The 20142-nt window shown below is 53.2% G+C and carries 19 protein-coding genes; 10 read left to right on the top strand and 9 right to left on the bottom strand.

The window, feature by feature from the left end; translation table 11 throughout:
* Positions 1-29: 29 nt before the first annotated feature.
* The 3 genes from AYK82_RS16830 (at position 30) to AYK82_RS16820 (ending at position 3259) form a co-directional block, all read left to right on the top strand.
* Positions 30-1043: a C4-dicarboxylate TRAP transporter substrate-binding protein gene (locus AYK82_RS16830; RefSeq protein WP_068318704.1), complete on the top strand. Its 1014-nt coding sequence runs from the start codon at positions 30-32 to the stop codon at positions 1041-1043.
* A 158-nt stretch (positions 1044-1201) separates the two neighbouring features.
* The gene (locus tag AYK82_RS16825; protein ID WP_068318702.1) at positions 1202-1888 is read left to right on the top strand and encodes a TRAP transporter small permease; all 687 of its coding nucleotides are present in this window, start codon (positions 1202-1204) and stop codon (positions 1886-1888) included.
* Between the two features lie 3 nt (positions 1889-1891).
* Complete coding sequence (locus AYK82_RS16820; RefSeq protein ID WP_068318701.1) at positions 1892-3259, top strand: TRAP transporter large permease; 1368 nt, start codon at positions 1892-1894, stop codon at positions 3257-3259.
* A 69-nt stretch (positions 3260-3328) separates the two neighbouring features.
* Here the strand turns inward: AYK82_RS16820 and AYK82_RS16815 are convergent, their stop codons facing one another.
* Together AYK82_RS16815 and xseA are read right to left on the bottom strand one after the other, a co-directional pair.
* Entirely contained in the window at positions 3329-4246 is a 918-nt protein-coding gene (locus tag AYK82_RS16815; RefSeq protein ID WP_068318700.1) for an NAD-dependent epimerase/dehydratase family protein, read from the bottom strand.
* A 33-nt stretch (positions 4247-4279) separates the two neighbouring features.
* Positions 4280-5800, bottom strand: coding sequence for an exodeoxyribonuclease VII large subunit (xseA, locus tag AYK82_RS16810; RefSeq protein WP_068318890.1), 1521 nt, complete (start codon positions 5798-5800; stop codon positions 4280-4282).
* 156 nt (positions 5801-5956) lie between these two features.
* Here xseA and AYK82_RS16805 point away from each other — a divergent pair, with 156 nt between their 5' ends.
* The 3 genes from AYK82_RS16805 (at position 5957) to AYK82_RS16795 (ending at position 9741) form a co-directional block, all read left to right on the top strand.
* Positions 5957-6712 (top strand): 16S rRNA (uracil(1498)-N(3))-methyltransferase, encoded by a 756-nt coding sequence (locus AYK82_RS16805; protein WP_068318699.1) that lies wholly within the window; start codon positions 5957-5959, stop codon positions 6710-6712.
* Positions 6713-6889: 177 nt separating this feature from the next.
* Positions 6890-8608, top strand: coding sequence for an adenylate/guanylate cyclase domain-containing protein (locus AYK82_RS16800; protein ID WP_156453408.1), 1719 nt, complete (start codon positions 6890-6892; stop codon positions 8606-8608).
* 263 nt (positions 8609-8871) lie between these two features.
* On the top strand, positions 8872-9741 hold the full coding sequence (locus tag AYK82_RS16795) for a LysR family transcriptional regulator (RefSeq protein WP_068318694.1): 870 nt from the start codon (positions 8872-8874) through the stop codon (positions 9739-9741).
* Between the two features lie 74 nt (positions 9742-9815).
* Here the strand turns inward: AYK82_RS16795 and AYK82_RS16790 are convergent, their stop codons facing one another.
* On the bottom strand, positions 9816-10160 hold the full coding sequence (locus AYK82_RS16790; protein ID WP_068318693.1) for a DUF1127 domain-containing protein: 345 nt from the start codon (positions 10158-10160) through the stop codon (positions 9816-9818).
* 218 nt (positions 10161-10378) lie between these two features.
* Here AYK82_RS16790 and AYK82_RS16785 point away from each other — a divergent pair, with 218 nt between their 5' ends.
* Positions 10379-11263, top strand: coding sequence for a LysR substrate-binding domain-containing protein (locus tag AYK82_RS16785; protein WP_068318889.1), 885 nt, complete (start codon positions 10379-10381; stop codon positions 11261-11263).
* A gap of 12 nt (positions 11264-11275) precedes the next feature.
* Here the strand turns inward: AYK82_RS16785 and AYK82_RS16780 are convergent, their stop codons facing one another.
* Both AYK82_RS16780 and AYK82_RS16775 read right to left on the bottom strand, forming a co-directional pair.
* On the bottom strand, positions 11276-12196 hold the full coding sequence (locus tag AYK82_RS16780; protein WP_068318692.1) for a DMT family transporter: 921 nt from the start codon (positions 12194-12196) through the stop codon (positions 11276-11278).
* A 115-nt stretch (positions 12197-12311) separates the two neighbouring features.
* Entirely contained in the window at positions 12312-13394 is a 1083-nt protein-coding gene (locus tag AYK82_RS16775; RefSeq protein ID WP_082734005.1) for a Na/Pi symporter, read from the bottom strand.
* Positions 13395-13865: 471 nt separating this feature from the next.
* Between AYK82_RS16775 and AYK82_RS16770 the strand changes: the two genes are divergently transcribed.
* The 3 genes from AYK82_RS16770 to AYK82_RS16760 all read left to right on the top strand — a co-directional run bounded on the left by AYK82_RS16770 (position 13866) and on the right by AYK82_RS16760 (position 16452).
* Positions 13866-14660: a transporter substrate-binding domain-containing protein gene (locus AYK82_RS16770; RefSeq protein WP_068318689.1), complete on the top strand. Its 795-nt coding sequence runs from the start codon at positions 13866-13868 to the stop codon at positions 14658-14660.
* 103 nt (positions 14661-14763) lie between these two features.
* A complete protein-coding gene (locus AYK82_RS16765; RefSeq protein WP_244265785.1) occupies positions 14764-15669 on the top strand; it encodes an amino acid ABC transporter permease in 906 nt (301 codons plus the stop codon).
* A 36-nt stretch (positions 15670-15705) separates the two neighbouring features.
* On the top strand, positions 15706-16452 hold the full coding sequence (locus AYK82_RS16760) for a type 1 glutamine amidotransferase (RefSeq protein WP_068318688.1): 747 nt from the start codon (positions 15706-15708) through the stop codon (positions 16450-16452).
* Here the strand turns inward: AYK82_RS16760 and AYK82_RS16755 are convergent.
* The 4 genes from AYK82_RS16755 to AYK82_RS16740 all read right to left on the bottom strand — a co-directional run bounded on the left by AYK82_RS16755 (position 16412) and on the right by AYK82_RS16740 (position 19996).
* On the bottom strand, positions 16412-17119 hold the full coding sequence (locus tag AYK82_RS16755; protein WP_068318686.1) for a hypothetical protein: 708 nt from the start codon (positions 17117-17119) through the stop codon (positions 16412-16414). The two genes, AYK82_RS16760 and AYK82_RS16755, sit on opposite strands and share 41 nt — an antisense overlap.
* A gap of 180 nt (positions 17120-17299) precedes the next feature.
* Positions 17300-18370: a class II fructose-bisphosphate aldolase gene (gene fbaA / locus AYK82_RS16750; RefSeq protein ID WP_068318681.1), complete on the bottom strand. Its 1071-nt coding sequence runs from the start codon at positions 18368-18370 to the stop codon at positions 17300-17302.
* Between the two features lie 289 nt (positions 18371-18659).
* Positions 18660-19451: a heterodisulfide reductase-related iron-sulfur binding cluster gene (locus AYK82_RS16745; RefSeq protein WP_068318680.1), complete on the bottom strand. Its 792-nt coding sequence runs from the start codon at positions 19449-19451 to the stop codon at positions 18660-18662.
* 146 nt (positions 19452-19597) lie between these two features.
* A complete protein-coding gene (locus AYK82_RS16740) occupies positions 19598-19996 on the bottom strand; it encodes a c-type cytochrome (protein WP_068318679.1) in 399 nt (132 codons plus the stop codon).
* Positions 19997-20142: the final 146 nt, after the last annotated feature.

Here is a 20142-nt window from a genome sequence, read left to right as displayed (position 1 = left end):
ATAAAGCAGTTTTTGGGAGGAACGCATCAATGAAACATAAGGCAATGGGCACGGCCCTCGCGCTCGTCTTTACCGCAGGACTTGGCGCAGAGGCGCTCGCAGCTACCACAATTTGGAACGTTTCACTGTGGGGGAAACGCCGCGCCTTTACCGAACACGTTGAAAAGCTCGCCGAAGAAGTTGCGGCCCGCACCAATGGTGATTTTGAAATCAAGCTGCACTACGGCGGCGCACTCTCTAAATCCCGCGAAAACCTCGATGGCATTTCCCTCGGCGCCTTTGAGATTGCCCAGTTCTGCGCCTCCTACCATCCAGACAAAAACCCGAGCCTTTCTGTAACCGAGTTGCCGTTCTTGGGCGTGCCAGATCTAGAAACGCAGGTGAAGGTCGACAAAGCACTTTATGCGCACCCGGCGGTGCAGAAGGATCTGGCGCGCTGGAATGCCATGCCGTTGATGTCCTCTCCAATGCCGCAATACAACTTCCTTGGAAAAGGTGATGCACCGCAAACAGTTGCCGATTTTGAGGGCATGCGCGTGCGTGCGTTGGGTGGGATCGGCTCTGCCATGAAAACTGTTGGCGCAGTGCCAACATCTGTTACCGCTGCCGAGGCCTTCCAAGCACTGGATAGCGGCACCGTGCAGGCAATCGCCTTTGCACCGCACGCGCACCTTGCGTTCAAAACCATCGAGGCGGGTAGCTGGTGGACCACCAACTTAAACCCCGGCACTGTGAATTGCCCGGTCGTGGTCAATAAAGATGCCTATGACCTGCTCCCGGACGCTCATAAAAAAGCGCTGATGGACAGTGTTGATCCGGCGATTGATCACTATTTGGCGACCTATGCAGCGGTCTATGACAAATTCTATCCTGAGCTGGAAGCACAAGGTGTGAAGCAGATCAGCTATTCCGATGAAGAGTTGGCAGCCTTTAAGGAAAAAGCAGGCAAGCCTCTTTGGGATGCTTGGATTGTAGAAATGGACGGCAAGGGTATACCAGCCAAGGAACTGCTGGAGCTCGTGCAAAGCACCATGGCGAAGTAAGGCTAGGCAAGTTTGAACAGTTTCCCCTGCACAAGTCACGAAGCTTGTGCAGGGTACCAGCGCCGCTGCCGCAAACGAGCTTTGCAGCGGTGTTTGTCGTTCTAGCTTTGCTTCAGCATTGATCGCAGTAGCCCTAGTTCTCAATCCAAAAGGCAACCATGGCAACACCTCAACTGGATGCTCCGCAAACGAGCAGCGCCCCGCCGGCATCACTAGTAGATCGGGCGGTGACATTAGCCGAAAACCTGCTCAACCTCATTGCGGCAACCAGCATTCTCTTGTTGATGTTGCTGGCTGTAGCGCAAGTGGTTGGGCGCAATCTTTTCAACGCGCCAGTCCCGGGTTTTATCGACATTACCGAGCAAGCCATGGCGGTCTTTGCTTTTCTCGGCGTGGCGTTTTGCCAGCGCCTTGGTGGCCATATTCGCATGGAGTTGGTATTAGGCACCTTAAAAGGGCGCGTGTTGTGGCTGGCAGAAGTGTTTGGCGTGCTGATAATTCTGATCGTGGTGAGCGCGCTTATTTACGGCAGCTATTTCCACTTTGAGCGAGCTTGGGAGTTTGGCGACAGCACCATCGATATTTCCATACCGACATGGCCCTCAAAAGTGTTGGTGCCCTTTGCACTCTCCATTCTGTGGCTGCGCTTGGCTCTGCAAATGGTAGCCTATTGTAAGCTGGTTCTTGATCCCTCGCGCCCGATCGGCGATCTGCCACACACACAAAACGCCGCAGAACATGCTGCAGCTGAAATTGAAGATGCCTTCTTACAAACAGATATGCACCTGCACTCAGCCCAGCCGGAGCCTCACCAATCAGCAGCACAACAAAAACAAGAGGCCTAAGCTATGACATCGTTTGATATCGGCCTTCTCATGACAGGGCTACTGCTTGTCCTTGTTGTGCTGGGTGTACGTGTTGCCTTTGCGGCGGCTTTTACCGGCCTTGTCGGCATGACTGCTATTTTTGCCATGCGCATGGGCTTTGAGCGCGGCGCTTTCACGGCCATCAAAATGGCAGGCACCATCCCGCATTCTAAATCTGTTACCTACGCCCTTTCGGTGCTGCCAACATTTATTTTGATTGGTTATCTGGCCTATTACGCTGGCCTAACCAAGCAATTGTTTGATGCCTCGAAAAAATGGCTGGGCTGGTTGCCCGGTGGCATGGCGATCGGCACGGTGTTTGCCACGGCGGGTTTTGCCGCTGTCTCTGGCGCATCCACAGCAACCTCCGCGGTGTTTGCACGTGTTGCTATCCCTGAAATGCTGGAGCAAGGCTATTCCAAGCGCTTGGCTGCGGCAGTGGTCGCCGCCGGTGGCACGCTTGCCTCGCTTATCCCGCCCTCGGCAATTCTGGTGATTTACGCGATCTTGGTGGAAGAATCCGTTGGCAAATTGCTGATGGCAGGCTTTCTACCCGGCGTGGTTTCAGTGCTGATCTATGTGGGGATCATCATGTTCATGGCCAAATGGCAGGGCGGCGCCCCCTCTATCGGTGGTTTCAGCTGGGCGGAGCGGTTTAAATCCGTACCTGGAACCCTGCCAATCATCGGCGTGATCCTGATTATCTTTTCAAGCCTATACTACGGGTTCGCAACCCCCACCGAAGCGGGGTCACTTGGTGCATTTGTGGTGCTTATTACGGCATTTGCCAAGGGCATGCGCTTGAAGCAACTCTTTCAGGCCCTTCATGAAACCGCCAAGCTCACAGTGATGATTTTCACGCTCATTTGGGGCGTGCTCGTATATGTGCGCTTTTTGGGCTATGCAGGCCTGCCAGAGGCATTCAAAGGTTTCATCACCTCGCTCGATTATCCGCCAATGATGATTATCGTTATGATCCTGCTGGCCTATGCGGTGCTTGGCATGTTTATGGATGCCATTGGTATGCTGGTGCTGACCTTGCCCGTCGTGTTTCCGGCGATCATGGCGCTAAACGGTGGCTTGGACGTGAGCGCGGTAGATAGTGTGCTCGGCATGTCCGGTGCGGCCTGCGCCATCTGGTTTGGTATTATCGTGGTGAAAATGGCGGAGCTCTGCCTGATCACCCCGCCCATTGGCCTAAACTGTTTTGTGGTCTCCGGCGTGAGCCCGGATATTCCGGTGCAAGACGTCTTCCGTGGCTGCACGCCGTTCTTTGTGGCCGATGTGCTTACAGTGGCGGTATTGGTGGCTTTCCCCGCCATTATTACGTGGCTACCATCGTTAATCTAAGCAAGCAAGCGGACGGCGGGGCTGTGGCCCCGCCGCCATTATGCCGAGTGCTGTGCTTTTAAATAGATACTAGAGCAAGTCCCGTTCGACATCGGTGCGAGCACTGGCTTCTTGCCAATGCGCCCGCGTTTTACTCGCAAATGTTTGCCTGAAGCCATCTTCAAGGCTGTAGCGAGGGCGCCAATCCGTGTGCTGCAATATTTTTTGAATCGCAACTCTGCAATCCGCGTCGCGGAAAGGGAAGTAGCTGCGTGCAGCTTGTCCTCGCAACGCTTCTCCCCCATCCACCAGCGTCGGCGGAGCGCCGCAGATGTCTCCAAGCAAACCAACCCACTCTTGCAAACCGATTTCTTCTGGCGCAGCAACATTGAATACTCCTGAGTGGTCTTTGCCTTCCTGCGCAAAATAGAGCAGGGCCTGTGCCAGATCGTCCACATGCAAAAACTGGATTTTTGCCGTGTTGTTGCCGGGGATCGCGATTTTCCACTTGTTAAGGCAGCGTGTCCAAATGAAGCTTTCGCGCTCTATGTTGTTGTTCGGACCATACAGATAGGGAGGGCGCAGGATGACACTCTTGTTTGCTGCTTCTTTAAGAAGGAAGCTGTCGATCGCTGCTTTATCGCTGCCGTAGCTGCCCCAGATAGCAGCACCGCCGATCGGGCAACTTTCGCTTGGCGCGCTCGTCGCTCCATCGACATAAACAGCAGCTGAGCTCAAGTGAATCCAGCGTGATGTCAACTTGCCAAAGGCCTTTAGTGCTTCTGCGCTGGCCTGCGCGGTGTAGGCGGACAGATCAATAACCGCATCAAAAGGTTCTGCCACCGCCTGCATTTGCCCCGGTTGGCTGCGGTCCGCGACAATCTGTCGGACGTCCGCCATTGGGCGATGGCCGCGATTGAGAACCGCCACCTCGTGTCCTTGCGCCAATGCTTGCGGGATAAGCGCAGACCCGATGAAACCGGAGCCGCCAATAACCAAGAGTTTCATCTATTCTGTCCTTTTGTAGGTGCGTAAGCGGGCCTAAAACAAACTGCCTTGTGCATCAGGATCAACCGGCGTCTTTTTCTTGGTGCGCTTTTGCTTTTGTACCTCCAGACGCTGCTCCACATGCGCCTGAAGCTTGTCCAAGGAAGGGGTTGCGCTTTGAGGAGCTACTGGGGAGGCAGCAGGCGTTTTGCCGGTAACGGCTTTTTGCAGGTACAAGGTGCCATCGGCCAGATCGGCTTGCAGCCGAGTGCCCTCTGCCACCCCTTGCGCGCTGCGCAAGGCGGTGCCCTGCTCATCGCGCAGAATAGCGTAGCCACGTTCCAGCACGCGTTTGTAGGAGAGCGAACCAAGCAACTGAGATATGCCATTAAAGCGCGTGCGCCGATCCCGCAAATCTCTCGATGCGCTTTGCATCAGGCGCGTCTGTCGCGTTTGCAGTTGCTCCCGGTCACGGTCCAATTGCCGTTGCAGCACCTGCGGTGCCAAACGACCGCCAAGCGAGGTAAGCTGCTGTCGGGGTAAAGACACCGCCCGGCCTAAACTCTGGCTCAGACGCTCGCTGATCATGTCATAGCGTTGTCTGGGCAAAGCCAATATATCTCGCGGCGCAGGCAAGGCGGCTTCACACGCACGCAGCTCGGTGCGTTTTGCGTTGAGTAGCCGAGACAACCCGCTGCGCAACCGGCGTGCGTTGTCATCCAGCCCTGCCATTAGCTCCGCACGCACAGGCACGGCGAATTCTGCAGCGCCCGTTGGGGTAGGGGCGCGCATATCGGCCACAAGATCCAACAATGTCCAGTCGGTTTCGTGACCGACCGCGGAAATGAGCGGAATTTGACTGCGGGCTGCTGCACGGACCACAGCCTCATCATTAAAGCCCCACAAATCCTCAAGACTGCCGCCACCGCGCGCCACAATCAGCACGTCGGGACGGGGGGCAAAGCCTCCCTGTGCAGGTAAGGCGTTAAAGCCATCAATGCCGCGCGCCACTTCTTCGCCGCAGGTCTCCCCTTGCACCCGCACGGGCCATACCACAACATGAAGCGGAAATCGGTCCGCAATTCGGTGCAAGATATCGCGGATCACGGCGCCGGTTGGCGAGGTAACCACACCTATCACCCTTGGCAAACGAGGCAGACCCTGTTTTAACTCCGGGGCAAACAGCCCTTCCGCGCCTAGGCGTTGCTTGCGCTCTTCCAACAAAGCCATCAGCGCTCCAGCGCCGGCAGGCTCCATGCTGTCGATCACCATCTGGTATTTGGACTGCCCAGGGAACGTGGTAATTTTGCCGGTAGCAATTACCTCAAGACCTTGTTCGGGCTTAATCTTCATTTTTGCCGCATTACCGCGCCAAATAACCGAGGCCAGCACAGAGCGGTCGTCTTTCAAATCCAGATAAACATGGCCAGAGGCGGGGGTTGAGACGCGCCCCAGCTCGCCGCGCACCCGAACATAGTCAAATGTGTCTTCTACAGTGCGTTTGATTGCTCCGGAAATTTCCGAGACCGAGTACTCTGCAATGTTTGACCCCTCGGCACTGGTTTTTTCCGACACGTTGCATTCTCCTGCATATTTGCCATGGTCTGTGACCAAACTATAGGCGAGCAGATGACAAGCGCCAAGCGCCAGCGAAGCGTGCAAGCACAGAACCTGCGGAAAACCCACGCCTCCAGCCTTTATCCCTTTGTCCGAGCAAGGTAGATTGACCCTATGCCTAGATATGATTTTCGCATGCAGCGCCTCTACACCGAGGGCCCACTCGTCGCCGGTCTCCGCTTTTCTGCAGATCGGGCCAAGGCCAACTACCTGCTCAACGTTCTGCGGATGCAGGGTGGGGACGAGCTTCTATTGTTTAACGGCAAGGACGGTGAGTGGCGGGCGCATATAGAGCCAACAGGGCGAAAGGCATGCGATATCATTATTGATGAACAGACCAGAGCGCAAAGCCCCGCCCCGGATTTGCTGTACCTCTTTGCACCTATCAAAGCGGCGCGTCTCGACTACATGGCACAAAAGGCGGTCGAAATGGGGGCAGGGCGCCTTCAGCCGATCTTGACCCAACACACCCAGCTTACCGGCAACCTAAAGCTGGACAAAGTCCGCGCCAATGCACTTGAGGCGTGCGAGCAATGTGGTGTCTTGCACATTCCGCAGGTTGATGAGCCCGACACGCTCAAAAATATGGTGAGCAGTTGGCAGGAAAAACAACCGGGCCGCACCTTGATTTTCTGTGATGAAGGTGATGCTGGTCAAAATCCGTTAGACGCCCTTAAAGGACTGGAACGCGGCGTTCCGCTGGCAATTCTCATCGGCCCAGAGGGCGGTTTCTCGCAGGAAGAGCGCGCTTTGTTGCTATCACAAGATTTTGTGCGCCCAATCCCTTTGGGGCCGCGTGTACTCCGCGCAGATACAGCAGCTGTTGCCGCCATGGCGATTGTTCAGGCAAAATTGGGAGATTGGATCTAGACTACGGCAAAACCAGCTGGAGTCCATCTCATTCCTACACGCCAGACGACTAAGAAAACCAATAGGAAACATAGTGCTAAGGGCGAAGGAGGGCGTTCTGGTCCACGCCTTCGCTTTCCAATTGCTCTCGCTTTGGGTGGCGGGTTTGCGCTCCTATTTTTGCTAAGCGGATTGGGCGTGTTCCTTTTGTTGGAGCGTACAGCCGAGCGCCAGACCATTACATTTATGCGTGAAATTGGCGAATTGCTGCTGGATCGTGCCCTCGAAGTGGTCGATAGCCATTTTGCCAAGGAAGAGGCGCAGGCGCTGCTGGTTGCCGATCTGGTTGCAGCTGATGAATTCGCCGCCGCACCCGCAGCCACCAGACATAAAATCGAACGCGTCTTTGCGCGGCACACCAGTATTAAACGGGTCACCTACACCAGCCCCAAAGGGTTGCAGATGACGCTAAGCCTCAGCAACCCATTTCAAGAGCTCACACTTTCGACAACATCGCCACCAACGCCTAATAGCAAAATGCGGCGCCTTGCCGGCACAAACAATTTTTTAAGCTGGAGCCCGCCATTCTTTGATGAAGACCTTGGGCAACCCTGCCTGCGTCTAACCTACTTCGAACAGCAAAACACAGGGACGTTTGAGCGCATATCATTTGATTACCCTGTCTCGACACTTAAGGCACTGCTGGACAAAATGGTATGGAAAGAGGGTGAGCAGGCATTCATTCTCTTTAAGCAAAACATGGTTTTGGCAAGTACGGAGCCAGCCTACGCGTTGTACCAAGGGTCTATCAAAAAGCCGGTTCCAGCAATTGACGATCTTTCCGGAACACCCCTTGCCAAATTGTGGACCCGCTCCTCAGAGTACCGGCGATTGAAAACAGCCTATCAAGCGCATGTAGACAACACTTACCTGCAAAGAACGCTATTTCTTTATGCAGACTTAAAACGCGAGGGGCATATACCGCTGATCGTTGGCGCTTACATGCCCGCGGCAGATTTTTCTGCCCCCATTAGCACGCTACAGCATGTCTCAGCCATAGCGCTGGCGATAATTGGTCTTGGCGCGATCTTGATCCTGTTCGTTGGCAATAAACTCTCAACGCCGCTGCGACGCTTGGCCTTACAGGCCCGCGCCATCGAGGATCTCGATCTTGACTCGCTGCAAACGCTGCCACCATCGCATTTTCGCGAGGTTGATGATACCAACCGCACATTCAATGCAGCGGGCGCAGCTCTGCAAGCTTTCGCCCGTTATTTGCCCAAGACATTGGTAAAAGCACTGCTGCAAAGTGATTTTGCTCAGCTCGACTGCACCCAGCAACAAGAGCTGACAATAATGTTCACCGATATTGTGGGGTTTACCACGTTTGCTTCTAATCTGGAGCCCGAGGAAACCACGGAACACCTCAATCGCCACTTTCAACAAATCACCGAAGCCATCGCCGCGACAGGCGGAACGGTAGACAAATACCTAGGCGATGGCGTTATGGCCTTTTGGGGGGCACCAGAGCCTGTGGCCGATCATGCTTTGCGTGCGTTGGAGGCCGCAAAGGCGATTGCAGCGAAAATCGAAATGGACTTTGCTGCAAAAGCAGCAGGGGAGCTACCACCGGACCAACCCGTTTTTCGCTTAAGGATCGGCATTCACACCGGCCCTGTTGTGGTCGGCAATATCGGCACTTCAGATCGAATGAACTACACGGTAATTGGCGATACGGTGAATATTGCAGCGCGCCTGCAAGAGTTCGGCAAACAGGTCATGCAATCGCGCAGTGTTGTCGTATTGGCAAGTGAAGACACACTTGCTCAGGTCCTGGAGAAAGAGCGGGGGGCATTCGTTGGCGCGCACGCCATGCGCGGGCGCGAGGCCCCGATTGGTGTTTATCGCTACATCTAGCAGGTTACCTGTGCAGTAAAGCAAATAAAAAAGACCCGCCTGCATCCGGCAGGCGGGTATAGGTTCCACCGACGTCACACGCCAGCGGGCAGCAAACTGATATCTCTTAAGAAAATAAACTGACTGACGAATAGGGGGCAGTCAAAGCGGAGCGCAAGCTCCATCCCAAGTAGATGTCTTGCACAAATATGTCAGAGTGCTATTGATAATACTATCCAATAATACTTATAGATTGGATCAATATTATTTATGAGTGAATCGCCGTGCGTCTTCTAGATCTTGATCAGCTACAAACATTTATAAAAATAAATGAACAAGGCAGCTTCACCCGAGCAGCTGCCCAACTGAACAAAACACAATCCGCTGTATCTATGCAGATCAGAAAGCTTGAGGAACAGCTAGACACCACCCTGTTTGAGCGGCAAGGCCGCACCTGCCGCCTAACCATCAAGGGGGAAGAACTGCTCCCCTTTGCTGAAAAGCTCATTCGGCTCAACGCACAGGCTGTAACAACCTTTGAAAAGGCGCCCGTCGCCGGAACTGTGCGCCTTGGCACGCCCGATGACTATGCGGAGCGGTTCTTGCCGGAGATTCTTGCCCTTTTTTCCCGATCTAATCCAAAGGTAGAGGTCTCTGTTGTTTGTGCGCCAACGCCGGATCTACGCACATCACTGGAAGCGGATGAAATCGATTTGGCCATTGTAACGCATGTGCGCCGTCGTTCATGGGCGCGTCACGATCAAGTCATTCGCCGAGAGCCCTTGGTCTGGGTTGGTTCGACCCGGCATGCCGTCACTCATGAAGAAACCTTGCATCTTGCGCTAGGTAATCGCCATTGTGATTGGCGCCTTGCGGCTGAAAGCACACTGGAGGAGATGGGCAGGGCCTACAAGGTTCTCTATACGAGTTGGAATTCTACTGCGGTTTCCGCTGCGGTTTTGTCCGGGCTCGCTGTCTCCGTATTGCCAGAATCAGCCCTCCGCCCGGGAATGCGGGTACTTACGCCAGAAGAGGGGTTTCCGCAGCTGCCTCTTTGTGAAATCGGACTAGTCCGAGGGCCAAACGGGGGGCAGGCCACTGCAAAAGCTTTGGCGGATCACATCGTATCCTCGCTCTACAACATCTCGCAGTAATGCGAGGCGTTGCAAGAGGCGGCAAGGAAATGTGATCCGCCATCAAGAAAACGGCACTGGCCTCATCAAGGGGGTCAGAGGTCGCCGTTCTTCCAATGCCACTCAACGCGGCGCTGAGCGATGTCGGCGGCCTGCCGTTCGCGAGCGCGATCTGCCAAGTGCAAAGAGGGGTCAACGCCGTCGTGTTGCTCTAGGGCACAAAGCACATCCCCGCGTGTCACGCCAATATCCTTGAGCATTCTGTCTTCAACACCAGCCAGTTGCGCAATAGAGCGGCGGTCTTGATAGTGTTTGTAAACACGGCCAAAAAAGTGCCCCACAGCGCGCATTGTGCCTTTAACAGTCAAAGGTTCGAAGTTGCCTCGGCAAGCGAGATTTTTATTGCTGTGAACTTCAGGGGTTGGGTATGCGTAGGTCATATTCGGCCTCCTTCAAGGGCACTGTGTCGCCTTGCGAAGTAATGTCAAAACGATCTCCGGCTACCCACCGTCCTTTTGGTGTATTGGCGAGCCGGGCTCTTGCAATGAAATATCATGCGTTGAGATCAATTCTTCAAATGAATGTTTATGATGGAAATTGATCAGCATCTGTGATTAAAATATTTGCGATCCCCATTAAGATGATTGCGGAGAAAAAGATGCCCTATTCGCTCGATGTTGATCAGTTGCGCACTTTCTTGGCGATTGCAGAGCTTGGCGGTTTTTCTAAGGCTGGCGAGGCAGTTCACAAGACGCAATCCGCAGTTTCTATGCAAATGCGCCGCCTTGAGGAACGTCTGGGGCAAACCCTGTTTGCCAAAGATGGCCGCAATTCGCGCCTTACCGACGATGGGCACCGCCTTGTTGATTATGCACGCCGAATGATCGCGCTGAATGACGAAACAGTTGTCGCCTTTGCAAAAGACAAAGAGATTGCCGGTCAGGTCCGCCTTGGCTTGCCAGATGACTATGCAGAACGATTACTACCACAAGTGCTTGCCGCTTTCGGCCGCATCAATCCCTCTACACAGCTTGAGGTTTTTTGTGAAAGCAGCATGGACCTTGGCGTGAAGATCAGACGGGGCGAGCTGGATCTCGCCATTGTAACAGGCAGCGATTGTACAGATGTTCCCGGAACGATCATTCGCCGCGAACAGCTGCACTGGGTTGGCCCGCAAGATGTTGTCTTGCATGACAAAGACCCCATGCCAATCGCCGTTGGTCCGATCACCTGTTCTTGGCGCAACAAGGCCATTTCGGCTATGGAAAAGACGCAGCGGCCGTATCAGGTGGTGTTTTCAAGTGCAAGCGCCGCCGCGCTTTCAGGTGCAGTGCAAGCAGGTCTTGCCATCGCTGTCCTCCCCGCCAGTGCCATTCGCAGTGTACATCGAATACTCGGGGAAAAAGAGGGAATGCCGCCGCTTGGCCCCTGCGACATCTCCCTGCTTAAATCCATCAGCGCGACAGAAAACGTTCACCAAGCACTGATACAGCACATCATTTCCTCGATCGGCAATGTGTCATTTGATGTTGCTGCAGAGTAAGGCGAGCCGCAGTCATCCTCGGGTCAGTACCAATATGTTGCCGATAAGTACGCTGGTAAGCCCGGCAACGGCGAACCATGTCCACTGATAACCCTCTAGCGCGGTTGAAACGAGCAGCGCCAACACCGGAAACATCACCGTTGCATAGCCTGCTCTGGCAGAACCGATCCGCCCGAGCAAGGTGAGGTAAGAGCCAAAGGCAACAACTGATGCAATCACAACGAGGTACAACAACGCGCCCAGATACACAGGGTCTGCAGGTGGGGTGAACGTGCTGCCGCGCACTAATCCGGCAATTGCCAAATAGCCGCTGCCGTAGATCATCCCCCAAAAACCAGCGGAGACCACTGATATGCCGAAGGATTGCAGCCGGGCGGAGACCATGTTTGCGCAGCTGAAGCTCAAGGTTCCCGCAGCACACAGCCCAAGGCCGATCAGTGCCCCTTGATCAAAATTTGCCCCGCCAAATTGCGGCCAGAACATCAGCAATACGCCACCAAATCCTAACAGGCCGCCTGCCAGAACCCGCAGGCTTTGCCGTTGGCCAAATAGCAGAAAACCAAGCGCAAGATTAAGCACCGAGGCCAGTGAAAAAACAACAGAAACCAAACCAGAAGGGAGCAGCTGTGTCCCATTATAAAAGAACAAGAAGTTTATGCAAAAAAGCAAAGCACCTAAGAGTGCAAATCCCAAATGCTGCGTGAGTCCGAACCGCAGCTTGTGCCCACGTACAGCAGCCCAGATAAGCATCCCAATCGCGGCCAGGAAGAAGCGCCAAAACAACGAAATTTCAACAGCAACACCCCCTTGCAATTTTATTGCATACCAACTGAAACCCCATGCCAGCACGGTGGCGCAGTATAAAAACAGGTCATAACCGCCAAGGGCGAAGCGGCTGCTCGTGCTGCTGGCAGCTTTGAAGGAAATAGACATATAGAAAATCCTATTAGGTTAGCAATGCTTACCTAATAGGATTCGAGTGATAAGTTCAAATGATAATTCAAGATCAATATCATCAATATCTTTGATGTAACGGTGCTGGATAAACTCAAAGTCCAATGAGCAACAGCAGTGCTATCGGTAGCCCATAATAGATCAAGGCAACATAAGCCCCAGCCGCTATTGCAGAGCGTTCCCCAAGCTTTCCTAGCCAAGAGGCCGCTTGCAGCGGTATCTGCCAAAGCCCTTTAAAACAAAGGAAAACTCCGACACCGACCACGTTAAACAGCGTGTGCACCAAAGCCAGTTGCAGGGCCGCGCCTTGGTCTTGTTTCAGGCCGAAAGCAACGATCAACGCCGTGACGCAAGTGCCGATATTCGCCCCCATTGTGATAGGGAAAACCGAACGCAAGCTGAGCGTTCCTGATGCCGCAAGCGGTACCATGAGTGATGTTGTCGCAGATGAAGACTGGAGGAAAACAGTCGCCAATGTGCCGCTTGTGGCCGCGCGAAGCGGATGCTGGTTCAATGAACTATTCAGCAGGCGTTGCGCTTTGTCGGTGAAGGTCTGCGCAAATAGGCTTTTTAAATAGAATAGTGCAAATCCTGCCAGCAGGAGTGCGCTGCCTATGAGGACATAAGCGCCGCTCTCCGGTGCTTTTGTGTGCGCCCAGTCGGACATCCAGTCCACAATTGGTGCTGTCATTGCCGGTAGCGCCAATGTTAGTCCCCCACCGGCAAATTCGCTGGAAAGCCAAGTTGCAACAACTCCGCTAACATGCTCAAGCAGCCCTGTACTCAGCTCAAAGGGCAGTAACACAAAAAGGCACAGCAAGTTAAACACATCATGCACGCTGGCAGCAGCAAACGCCCGCCCGAAGGCTTGTTTATCTGGCAGGAGTGAGAAGCTGATAAGACTGTTTGAGATCGTGGTGCCTACATTTGCACCAAAGATAATCGGTAGGGCGGTTTCAATCGGCAGCCCACCCGCCACCAACGCCACTAGCAAACTGGTCACAAGTGACGAGCTTTGCACCAGCGCAGTTGCTAGAACACCAATAAGAACACCACTGAGCGGCCCGCTCACTCCGATTAGAATTTCTTTGGCGTATAGTTCGCCAGCTAGGCGAAACCCTTCTCCGAGTATTCCCAGTGCACACACTAAAAAATACATCAGGAAACAGATCGACATCCAGTTCAAAACAGTCGTTCCAACTGCCTGTCCTGAGACACCCTGTGAGTGTTTTCGCCGCTGTACCACGCTCTACCCTTGCACCAAGCCTACTCGTCAGTTTATCTGCATAGATAACGTTACGGCAGGCAAGCGCAAAATAAGTCGGAAGTCTGTCCCTGAAATTTCATGGGATAAGCCGTGATTAATTCGCCAACTGGCTCATTTCAAAAAACAATCCAACAAAAATTAGCCAGACAAACAACTTGGAGTAACTTGTTTGCCACTTACAACAGAGGCACATTTGCGTTGTTCATGCCGATAGCGCTTGTTGGGCGTCCAGGTGTGCTTTCGAAATGGCAAAAATTTCTGTAAAATTGCAAGTAAGGAGCGATTCTGTCTCTTGCGTTACAGCGCGGAGCTGCCTATTTGCACCTACGTTGTATATTGACCTGTTTTACCTGCCTTCAGGCAGACCTTAAGGACAAACAGATGCTTTCCAGAATAATGGCACGCGCCATGGCCGCCCTTCTTGCGCTCACTGCAGGGGCAACAGCTTCAGACCTTCCGGATTTGGATGGTCGTACTATCGTGGCAGTTACTGAAAACGCCTACACACCACTCAACTTCGCTGATCCCAAAACAGGTGAGGGCATTGGTTGGGAATATGATGCATTTAACGAAATAGCCAAGCGCCTCAATGCCAAAGTGGATTGGCGCCTTGCATCGTGGGATACGATGATCGAGGCCGTGCGCCAAGGCCAGTTTGATGTCGGCATGGATGGCATTACCATCAATGATGAGCGTAAGAAGCAGATCGACTTTTCAGATCCCTACATGACCTCTGAAATGTTTATGCTCGTGCGCGCTGATGAAGATCGCTTCACCGACGCCAAAGGCTTTGCGGCAAACAAAGATCTGCTTGTTGGTGCGCAGACCGGCACAACAAATTTCTACGTGGCCGTGTATGATGTGCTTGATGGCAACGAGAGCAACCCGCGCATCCAACTCTTTGAGACCTTCGGTGCATCCGTGATGGCGTTGAAAGCCGGGGATGTAGATACCGTGCTTATGGATGCGACCTCCGCTAAGGGGTACATGGGCGCTGCACCAGATGCCTTCAAGGTTGTCGGAGGCCCGCTTGGATCAGAGCAGTTCGGCTTCATCCTGACACCGGGCTCCGATCTTGCCGCGCCGATTAATGCGGCCCTTGCACAGATGCAAGCGGATGGCACAATTGAAGCGTTGAACAAGAAGTGGTTCTTCGATTATAAATCGAAAAACTAATAGGCTTGGCCGCCCAGCAGAAAGGGCGGCCGCTTTTGCTTCAAGAGGGGTAATCCCGTGAATTTTTGCTGCCTCCCGATTAGTCTTGGGGCGTCCTGTAAGAATGCCTAGCAGCCAAGAGCGAATGCCGGACAAAGCGCTTGCCGCAGCCACCAGCTCCGCGACCAATTCCAATCCGGTAGGTTCTCCAAATTCTATTGGGCGCAAGCGTAACCTTGTCCGTCGCACACCGATTTGGTTGGTGTTGTGTTGTCTGCTTGGGCTGTTCTACGCCTGGTGGGTCGCCGTAGATGAGAACTACCTGCTGATCTTCAAAAGCCTCGTGAAAGGCATGGGTGTCACCCTCTATGTGACCGCGATAGCTTTTGCGCTGGCCAGCCTACTGGGCCTTGCGATTGCCAAAGCCAGACTTGCGAAAAGTCGTGCCCTCCGTGAAGCAGCCAGCTTCTATACAGAAATAGTGCGCGGCGTGCCAGTGCTGGTGCTCTTGTTTTATATCGCCTTTGTCGGGGCACCCCAATTGGTAAGTCTTTACAATTGGTTGGCTGCACCGCTTATCGAGGCAGACATTTTGGAGAAGCTACGTGTTCGCGACTTCTCCATGACATGGCGGGCGATCCTCGCGCTTTCTATTGGCTATTCTGCATTTATAGCCGAGATCTTTCGCGCCGGCATCGAAAGCGTTGGCTCGGGTCAGGTTGAGGCGGCGCGCGCTCTGGGGCTAAGTCCATGGCAAACCTTCCGGCTCGTCGTTTGGCCGCAAGCGCTCAAAAACATCCTACCCCCGCTCGGCAATGACTTCGTGGCGATGATCAAAGACAGCGCTTTGGTGTCAGTGCTTGGCGTTGCCGACATTACCCAGTTGGGAAAACTGTATTCGTCATCAACATTTTTGTTCTTTGAAACGTACAACACTGTTGCATACCTCTATCTAGTCATGACAATCTCGCTTTCCTTAGCAGTACGGACCCTCGAGGCACGTCTTAAAAAACGTCATGAACACAGCTAGTTCGCGCGATTGCACGGGCTCTAGAGATTTCAATCTATGCATATTCTTTGTATCGAAAATTGCCAGCACGTTGAGCTTGGCCTTCTAGGCGCAGCCATAGCGAGCGAGAATGCCCGGCTCACCTATCTTCGCCCTTGGCAGCAAAACAGCGAGCTAAATCGCCTCGTCGCTAATACTGAGCACTACGATGGACTTATTGTCCTTGGGGGCTTGCAAAACGCTCAGGCAGATGTCGAGCACCCATTTTTGCCACAGGTCTGCGCACTGTTTCAGGCGTTTCACGCCGTGGGTAAACCGGTCTTGGGTATTTGCCTTGGCTCACAGCTAATTGCACGCGCTTTCGGTGCTGAGAACATACTCGCCCAACCCGTCGAGGCAGGTTGGCTGCCTCTACAATTAACGGAAGCGGCGCAAAATGACCCGGTTTTCTCTTGCCTCTCGGATGGGGATCATCAGTTCATCTTACATACAGACACCTATTCCCTGCCTGAAGGAGCCATTCGTCTGGCCTCCTCACACCGAACGCCAAATCAGGCGTTCCGTATCGGGCGCGGCACCTACGCCGTTCAGTTCCATTTTGAATGCGGTAGAGAAGAGGTGGCGAAGTGGAACACCTGCTTTGCACAGGAGCTTGCATCGCTCGTGCCCAATTGGAGTGAAATCCAGAATGATCAAGCCCCGCTGCACGGGCCAAGGGCAGAGGCGCTGGGGCTTGAGTTATCTCACCGCTGGTTGGCGTTGGTCAAAGCAGCTTTTGACTACCGTTGCGCCGAAGTACATTAGGTAAAGTGGTGGCGCGGCGGTTGCCGGCGAATAACTGATGCAAGCCGCAAACCACCGCTACGCCGCTTGCCAACGTACAGGCCAGCCAAACCAATGCGAACTCTTGTAGATTGGGCAGCAGGAACATGCTGTGCGCAGCTCCGGTTATCAGTACCAGCGCACTCAGCTTGTGGATCCACTTAAATCGGCGGTAAGCAACCATTCCGCTCAGTCCAGCGGCCATGATAATCAGCAGAATGTAAAAGGATATCTCCCCAAGCGGCATAGCAAAATGTGCCAAGGCTTTGCCAAAGACCGTCGCAAGGTGATGGCCATTAATTAAAACGGCCCCTTCCGTTGACAACGAGGCAACAAACTGGCTTGAAAGTGGGACTGCGGGCACTTGCACCAGAATGAAGTGGCCAATAATCGGGATTAGAGAATAGGTGGCGTAGCGTTTATGTGCTTTAACCTGTAAGGCGCGCGCATTGGCTCTATCGCTAAAGTAACGGCGCACCCAAATCACCGGGAGTGCAACCAAACCAGACGCGGCCAAGTAAACTAGGCCTAGTAAGCCGGTGTATACAAGGAGCATATACCGGATGTCACCTTGATGGGTGAAGTCAAATCCGGAGAGTTTAAAACTAACAATACAGGCAATATTTATAGCAATTGTAATGTAGCGCATGGCGATATGTCTCACTTATTTCAATATGGAGAATATAAGCAGCCAATGTCGTGAGAGTTTGCCAATAGAATACTTTATTGTGTTGGCTTGTACTTGTTTGTCGCAAAATGTATCGAGATGGCCCTAAATAAAAAGCCCGGCATGAAAGCCGGGCTCCTTTTTCTCTTATGATCGCAGGTTTTACTGCGCCAAAGACTTACCGGTGGAGCGAAGGTCGGTGCACGCTTCGCCAAGACGCTCGATAAGACCTTCCTCACCAGCACGCAGCCACTTACGTGGGTCGTACTTGGATTTGTAAGGTGTGCCGTCTTCTGGATCGATCTGATGTTCAAACGCTGCCTTGTTGGCCGCGACATAGTCACCAACCGGTTTGGAGAAAGCAAATTGGGTGTCGGTGTCGATGTTCATTTTGAACACACCATAACCAAGGCTTTCTTCAATCTTCGATTTTTCAGAGCCGGAACCGCCGTGGAATACCAAAGGTAGAGCGTTCTTCTTCAACCCATGGGTTTCGGATAGCAGTTTCTGACTTTCACGCAGAATTTCCGGACGCAGCTTTACATTGCCCGGCTTGTAGACGCCGTGCACGTTACCGAAGGAGGCCGCCACAGAGAAGTGACCAAGTGGGGACAGACGGTTATAGGCTTCCAGCACTTCGGAAGGCTGGGTGTACAGTTTTGGATTGTCTGCACCAATATCTTCGTCAGAACCAACGCCGTCTTCTTCACCGCCGGTGCAGCCCAGTTCGATTTCCAGGCTCATGTCCAAAGGCGCCATCATTTTCAAGAAGCGCTCGCTCTCGGCCAGATTGTCTTCCAAAGATTCCTCGGAAAGATCCAGCATGTGCGAGGTGAACAGCGGTTTGCCATTGGCTTTGAAGAATTCTTCGCCATGCTTGAGCAGCTCTTCCAGCCATGGCACCAGTTTACGGTTGGCGTGGTCAGTGTGCAGCACAACACAAATGCCGTAATGCTCAGCCAGCATGTGCACGTGACGCGCACAAGAAACAGCGCCGAGGACTTTGGCTTGCAGATCGTCTTTGATGCCTTTACCGGCAAAGAACTGTGCGCCGCCGTTAGACAGCTGTACAATTACGTCAGACTTGTTACGGGCAGCAGCTTCCATCACAGCATTGGCAGTATTGGTGCCAACTACGTTGACTGCAGGCAGGGCATATTGGCCCTCGCGGCAAGCTTCGATCAGTGTTTTGTAATCATCGCCGAATACGACGCCTGGCTTAAGCTTTCCCATTTGCGGTGGGCTCCCTAAAAACAATTTGCATCCAGCAGAGCTTGTATTGCTTTAAAAAAGCACTCTGCGGCGAACAGCCCCTGCCATTCGCAAAAAGCACACTAGTCCTCTGTATAAGGAAGAGCAACAGTTAGAAGCGCGACATTATTTCGAAAAGCAAATAAAACGCTTATTTTCGGTTCAACAGCGGCAATATGTCTGCCTGTATTAAGAGAAATGCTGAGGTATATCAGGTGATCGGCATTCGGTTCAGTTTTGCCGGATCTTTCGTTTTAATTTTAGCGAAGCATCAAGAGGCAATATGTTGCGCTCGGCGCGCACCAATAGCTGGTAAGTCTTGTCTGCCCGCCAGTACTTCTGCAACATGCCTTACTTCGATAGCAGAACCGCTTCGGCGCAGCCCATTGGCGACTTCCATCAATATGGAAAGGTCGCCCGCGACGAATGTGCCTGCTCCGCTGTGGCGCAAGTCTTCTAAAAGTCGCTCCATCTGCCAATCGCTAAGCTCAGGTATGTCAATGCTTTGCTTGGCTCCGGGCGCCCGTCCGGGAAATACCTCGGGAATGGTTTTAACGTGCACTCCACGCAGATTGCTAAGCAGGTTGCGCCCGCTAGAGGCGCTGCCAAACAGCGTCGGTGCGTCGGAAAACTCTAAAAATACCAGAGAGCCGTGAAATTGCCGCTCTGGTTGCGGGAGGGCCTGTTTGCGGGCCAGAAAATCACAAAGCTCGAAACTGCGCTTGGCAAAGCCTTGCGCTCGCGCTGCCCACTTCGGGTCATCCCTAAGCAATATAGGAAAGGTTTCTCGTAGCACACGGGCACAAAACACCGATGGGCTGACAACATAATCAAAACTATCAAAGAGCTGGATAAGGGTGCGTGCAAGCGCAACAGCCTCTTGCCTGTCGCCGCTTTTCAGCGCTGTAAGTCCGCAGCAAGGTTGTGCGGCAGGCACTTCCACTTGCGCACCAGAGGCGAGCAGCAATTCGGCAGCGCAAGACACAATGCTGGGCCGGAATAGGGAACAGGCGCATCCGGAAAAAAGCCCAACACTTGGGTTTGTCTTGCGGCTGGCGGCCATGCCCATCCCTTTACCTTTTGAAAGCCCTAAACGCCGATTATGCCACAATCGGCGGAACCTGCCAAAAGCACTTTTGCTCGGCACAAATAAAAAGGCACCTCCGTGTTTCAGAAGGAGCCTTTTTAAAGCTTGCTTGGATGCGTAGCTTACTTCTTGGTGCCATCCGCGTTGAACTGATCCAAATAGGCAATCACGTTCTCGATGTCCGCAGGTTTGCGCAGGCCAGCAAACGCCATTTTTCCTTTAGGAATGACTTTCTTTGGTTTTTTGAGATAGGCGCTCAGGGTTTCCATATCCCAAACCTTGCCTTCCTCTTTTCCCGCCAGCAGCGGCTTGGAGTATTTGTAACCTTCAATATGTCCCCAGTCGGCGCCAACAACGCCGTTCAAAATCGGACCAACCTTGTTCTTGGCTTTCTCGCCGACGGCATGGCAGGCCTTACACTTTTTGAAAACTTTTGCGCCCTTTTTAATATCGCCATCAGCAAAAGCGGAACCGCTTGCCAACAGAACGGCCAATGCCGCAACGAATCCGATCTTTTTCATTCAAGTCTCCTAAAGCTCAGGATCTACCAGACTTTGGGCATAGCGCCCCTCTCCACTTTCTAGTTGTAACCGCTCCAAACTAAGATTGGGAGACCGCATGTCGATTGTTGAGGCGAATTGCCGCGGGGTAATCGCCATTTCGCGGT

Source organism: Polycladidibacter hongkongensis (assembly GCF_001561995.1).
In the GTDB taxonomy this organism is placed as follows: domain Bacteria; phylum Pseudomonadota; class Alphaproteobacteria; order Rhizobiales; family Stappiaceae; genus Pseudovibrio; species Pseudovibrio hongkongensis.
The sequence above is the reverse complement of the archived record's forward strand: the minus strand, read 5'-3'. Positions and strand labels throughout refer to the sequence as shown.

What these genes read in the sequence shown, in the direction of transcription:
- AYK82_RS16775 (WP_082734005.1), bottom strand. Translation starts at nt 13,394, where the DNA reads ATGTCGATCTGTTTCCTGATGTATTTTTTAGTGTGTGCACTGGGAATA.
- AYK82_RS16820 (WP_068318701.1), top strand. Translation starts at nt 1,892, where the DNA reads ATGACATCGTTTGATATCGGCCTTCTCATGACAGGGCTACTGCTTGTC.
- AYK82_RS16755 (WP_068318686.1), bottom strand. Translation starts at nt 17,119, where the DNA reads ATGCGCTACATTACAATTGCTATAAATATTGCCTGTATTGTTAGTTTT.
- AYK82_RS16740 (WP_068318679.1), bottom strand. Translation starts at nt 19,996, where the DNA reads ATGAAAAAGATCGGATTCGTTGCGGCATTGGCCGTTCTGTTGGCAAGC.
- AYK82_RS16780 (WP_068318692.1), bottom strand. Translation starts at nt 12,196, where the DNA reads ATGTCTATTTCCTTCAAAGCTGCCAGCAGCACGAGCAGCCGCTTCGCC.
- AYK82_RS16830 (WP_068318704.1), top strand. Translation starts at nt 30, where the DNA reads ATGAAACATAAGGCAATGGGCACGGCCCTCGCGCTCGTCTTTACCGCA.
- fbaA (WP_068318681.1), bottom strand. Translation starts at nt 18,370, where the DNA reads ATGGGAAAGCTTAAGCCAGGCGTCGTATTCGGCGATGATTACAAAACA.
- AYK82_RS16785 (WP_068318889.1), top strand. Translation starts at nt 10,379, where the DNA reads ATGCCCTATTCGCTCGATGTTGATCAGTTGCGCACTTTCTTGGCGATT.
- AYK82_RS16805 (WP_068318699.1), top strand. Translation starts at nt 5,957, where the DNA reads ATGCCTAGATATGATTTTCGCATGCAGCGCCTCTACACCGAGGGCCCA.
- AYK82_RS16745 (WP_068318680.1), bottom strand. Translation starts at nt 19,451, where the DNA reads ATGGCCGCCAGCCGCAAGACAAACCCAAGTGTTGGGCTTTTTTCCGGA.
- AYK82_RS16760 (WP_068318688.1), top strand. Translation starts at nt 15,706, where the DNA reads ATGCATATTCTTTGTATCGAAAATTGCCAGCACGTTGAGCTTGGCCTT.
- AYK82_RS16815 (WP_068318700.1), bottom strand. Translation starts at nt 4,246, where the DNA reads ATGAAACTCTTGGTTATTGGCGGCTCCGGTTTCATCGGGTCTGCGCTT.
- AYK82_RS16770 (WP_068318689.1), top strand. Translation starts at nt 13,866, where the DNA reads ATGCTTTCCAGAATAATGGCACGCGCCATGGCCGCCCTTCTTGCGCTC.
- AYK82_RS16765 (WP_244265785.1), top strand. Translation starts at nt 14,764, where the DNA reads ATGCCTAGCAGCCAAGAGCGAATGCCGGACAAAGCGCTTGCCGCAGCC.
- AYK82_RS16790 (WP_068318693.1), bottom strand. Translation starts at nt 10,160, where the DNA reads ATGACCTACGCATACCCAACCCCTGAAGTTCACAGCAATAAAAATCTC.
- AYK82_RS16825 (WP_068318702.1), top strand. Translation starts at nt 1,202, where the DNA reads ATGGCAACACCTCAACTGGATGCTCCGCAAACGAGCAGCGCCCCGCCG.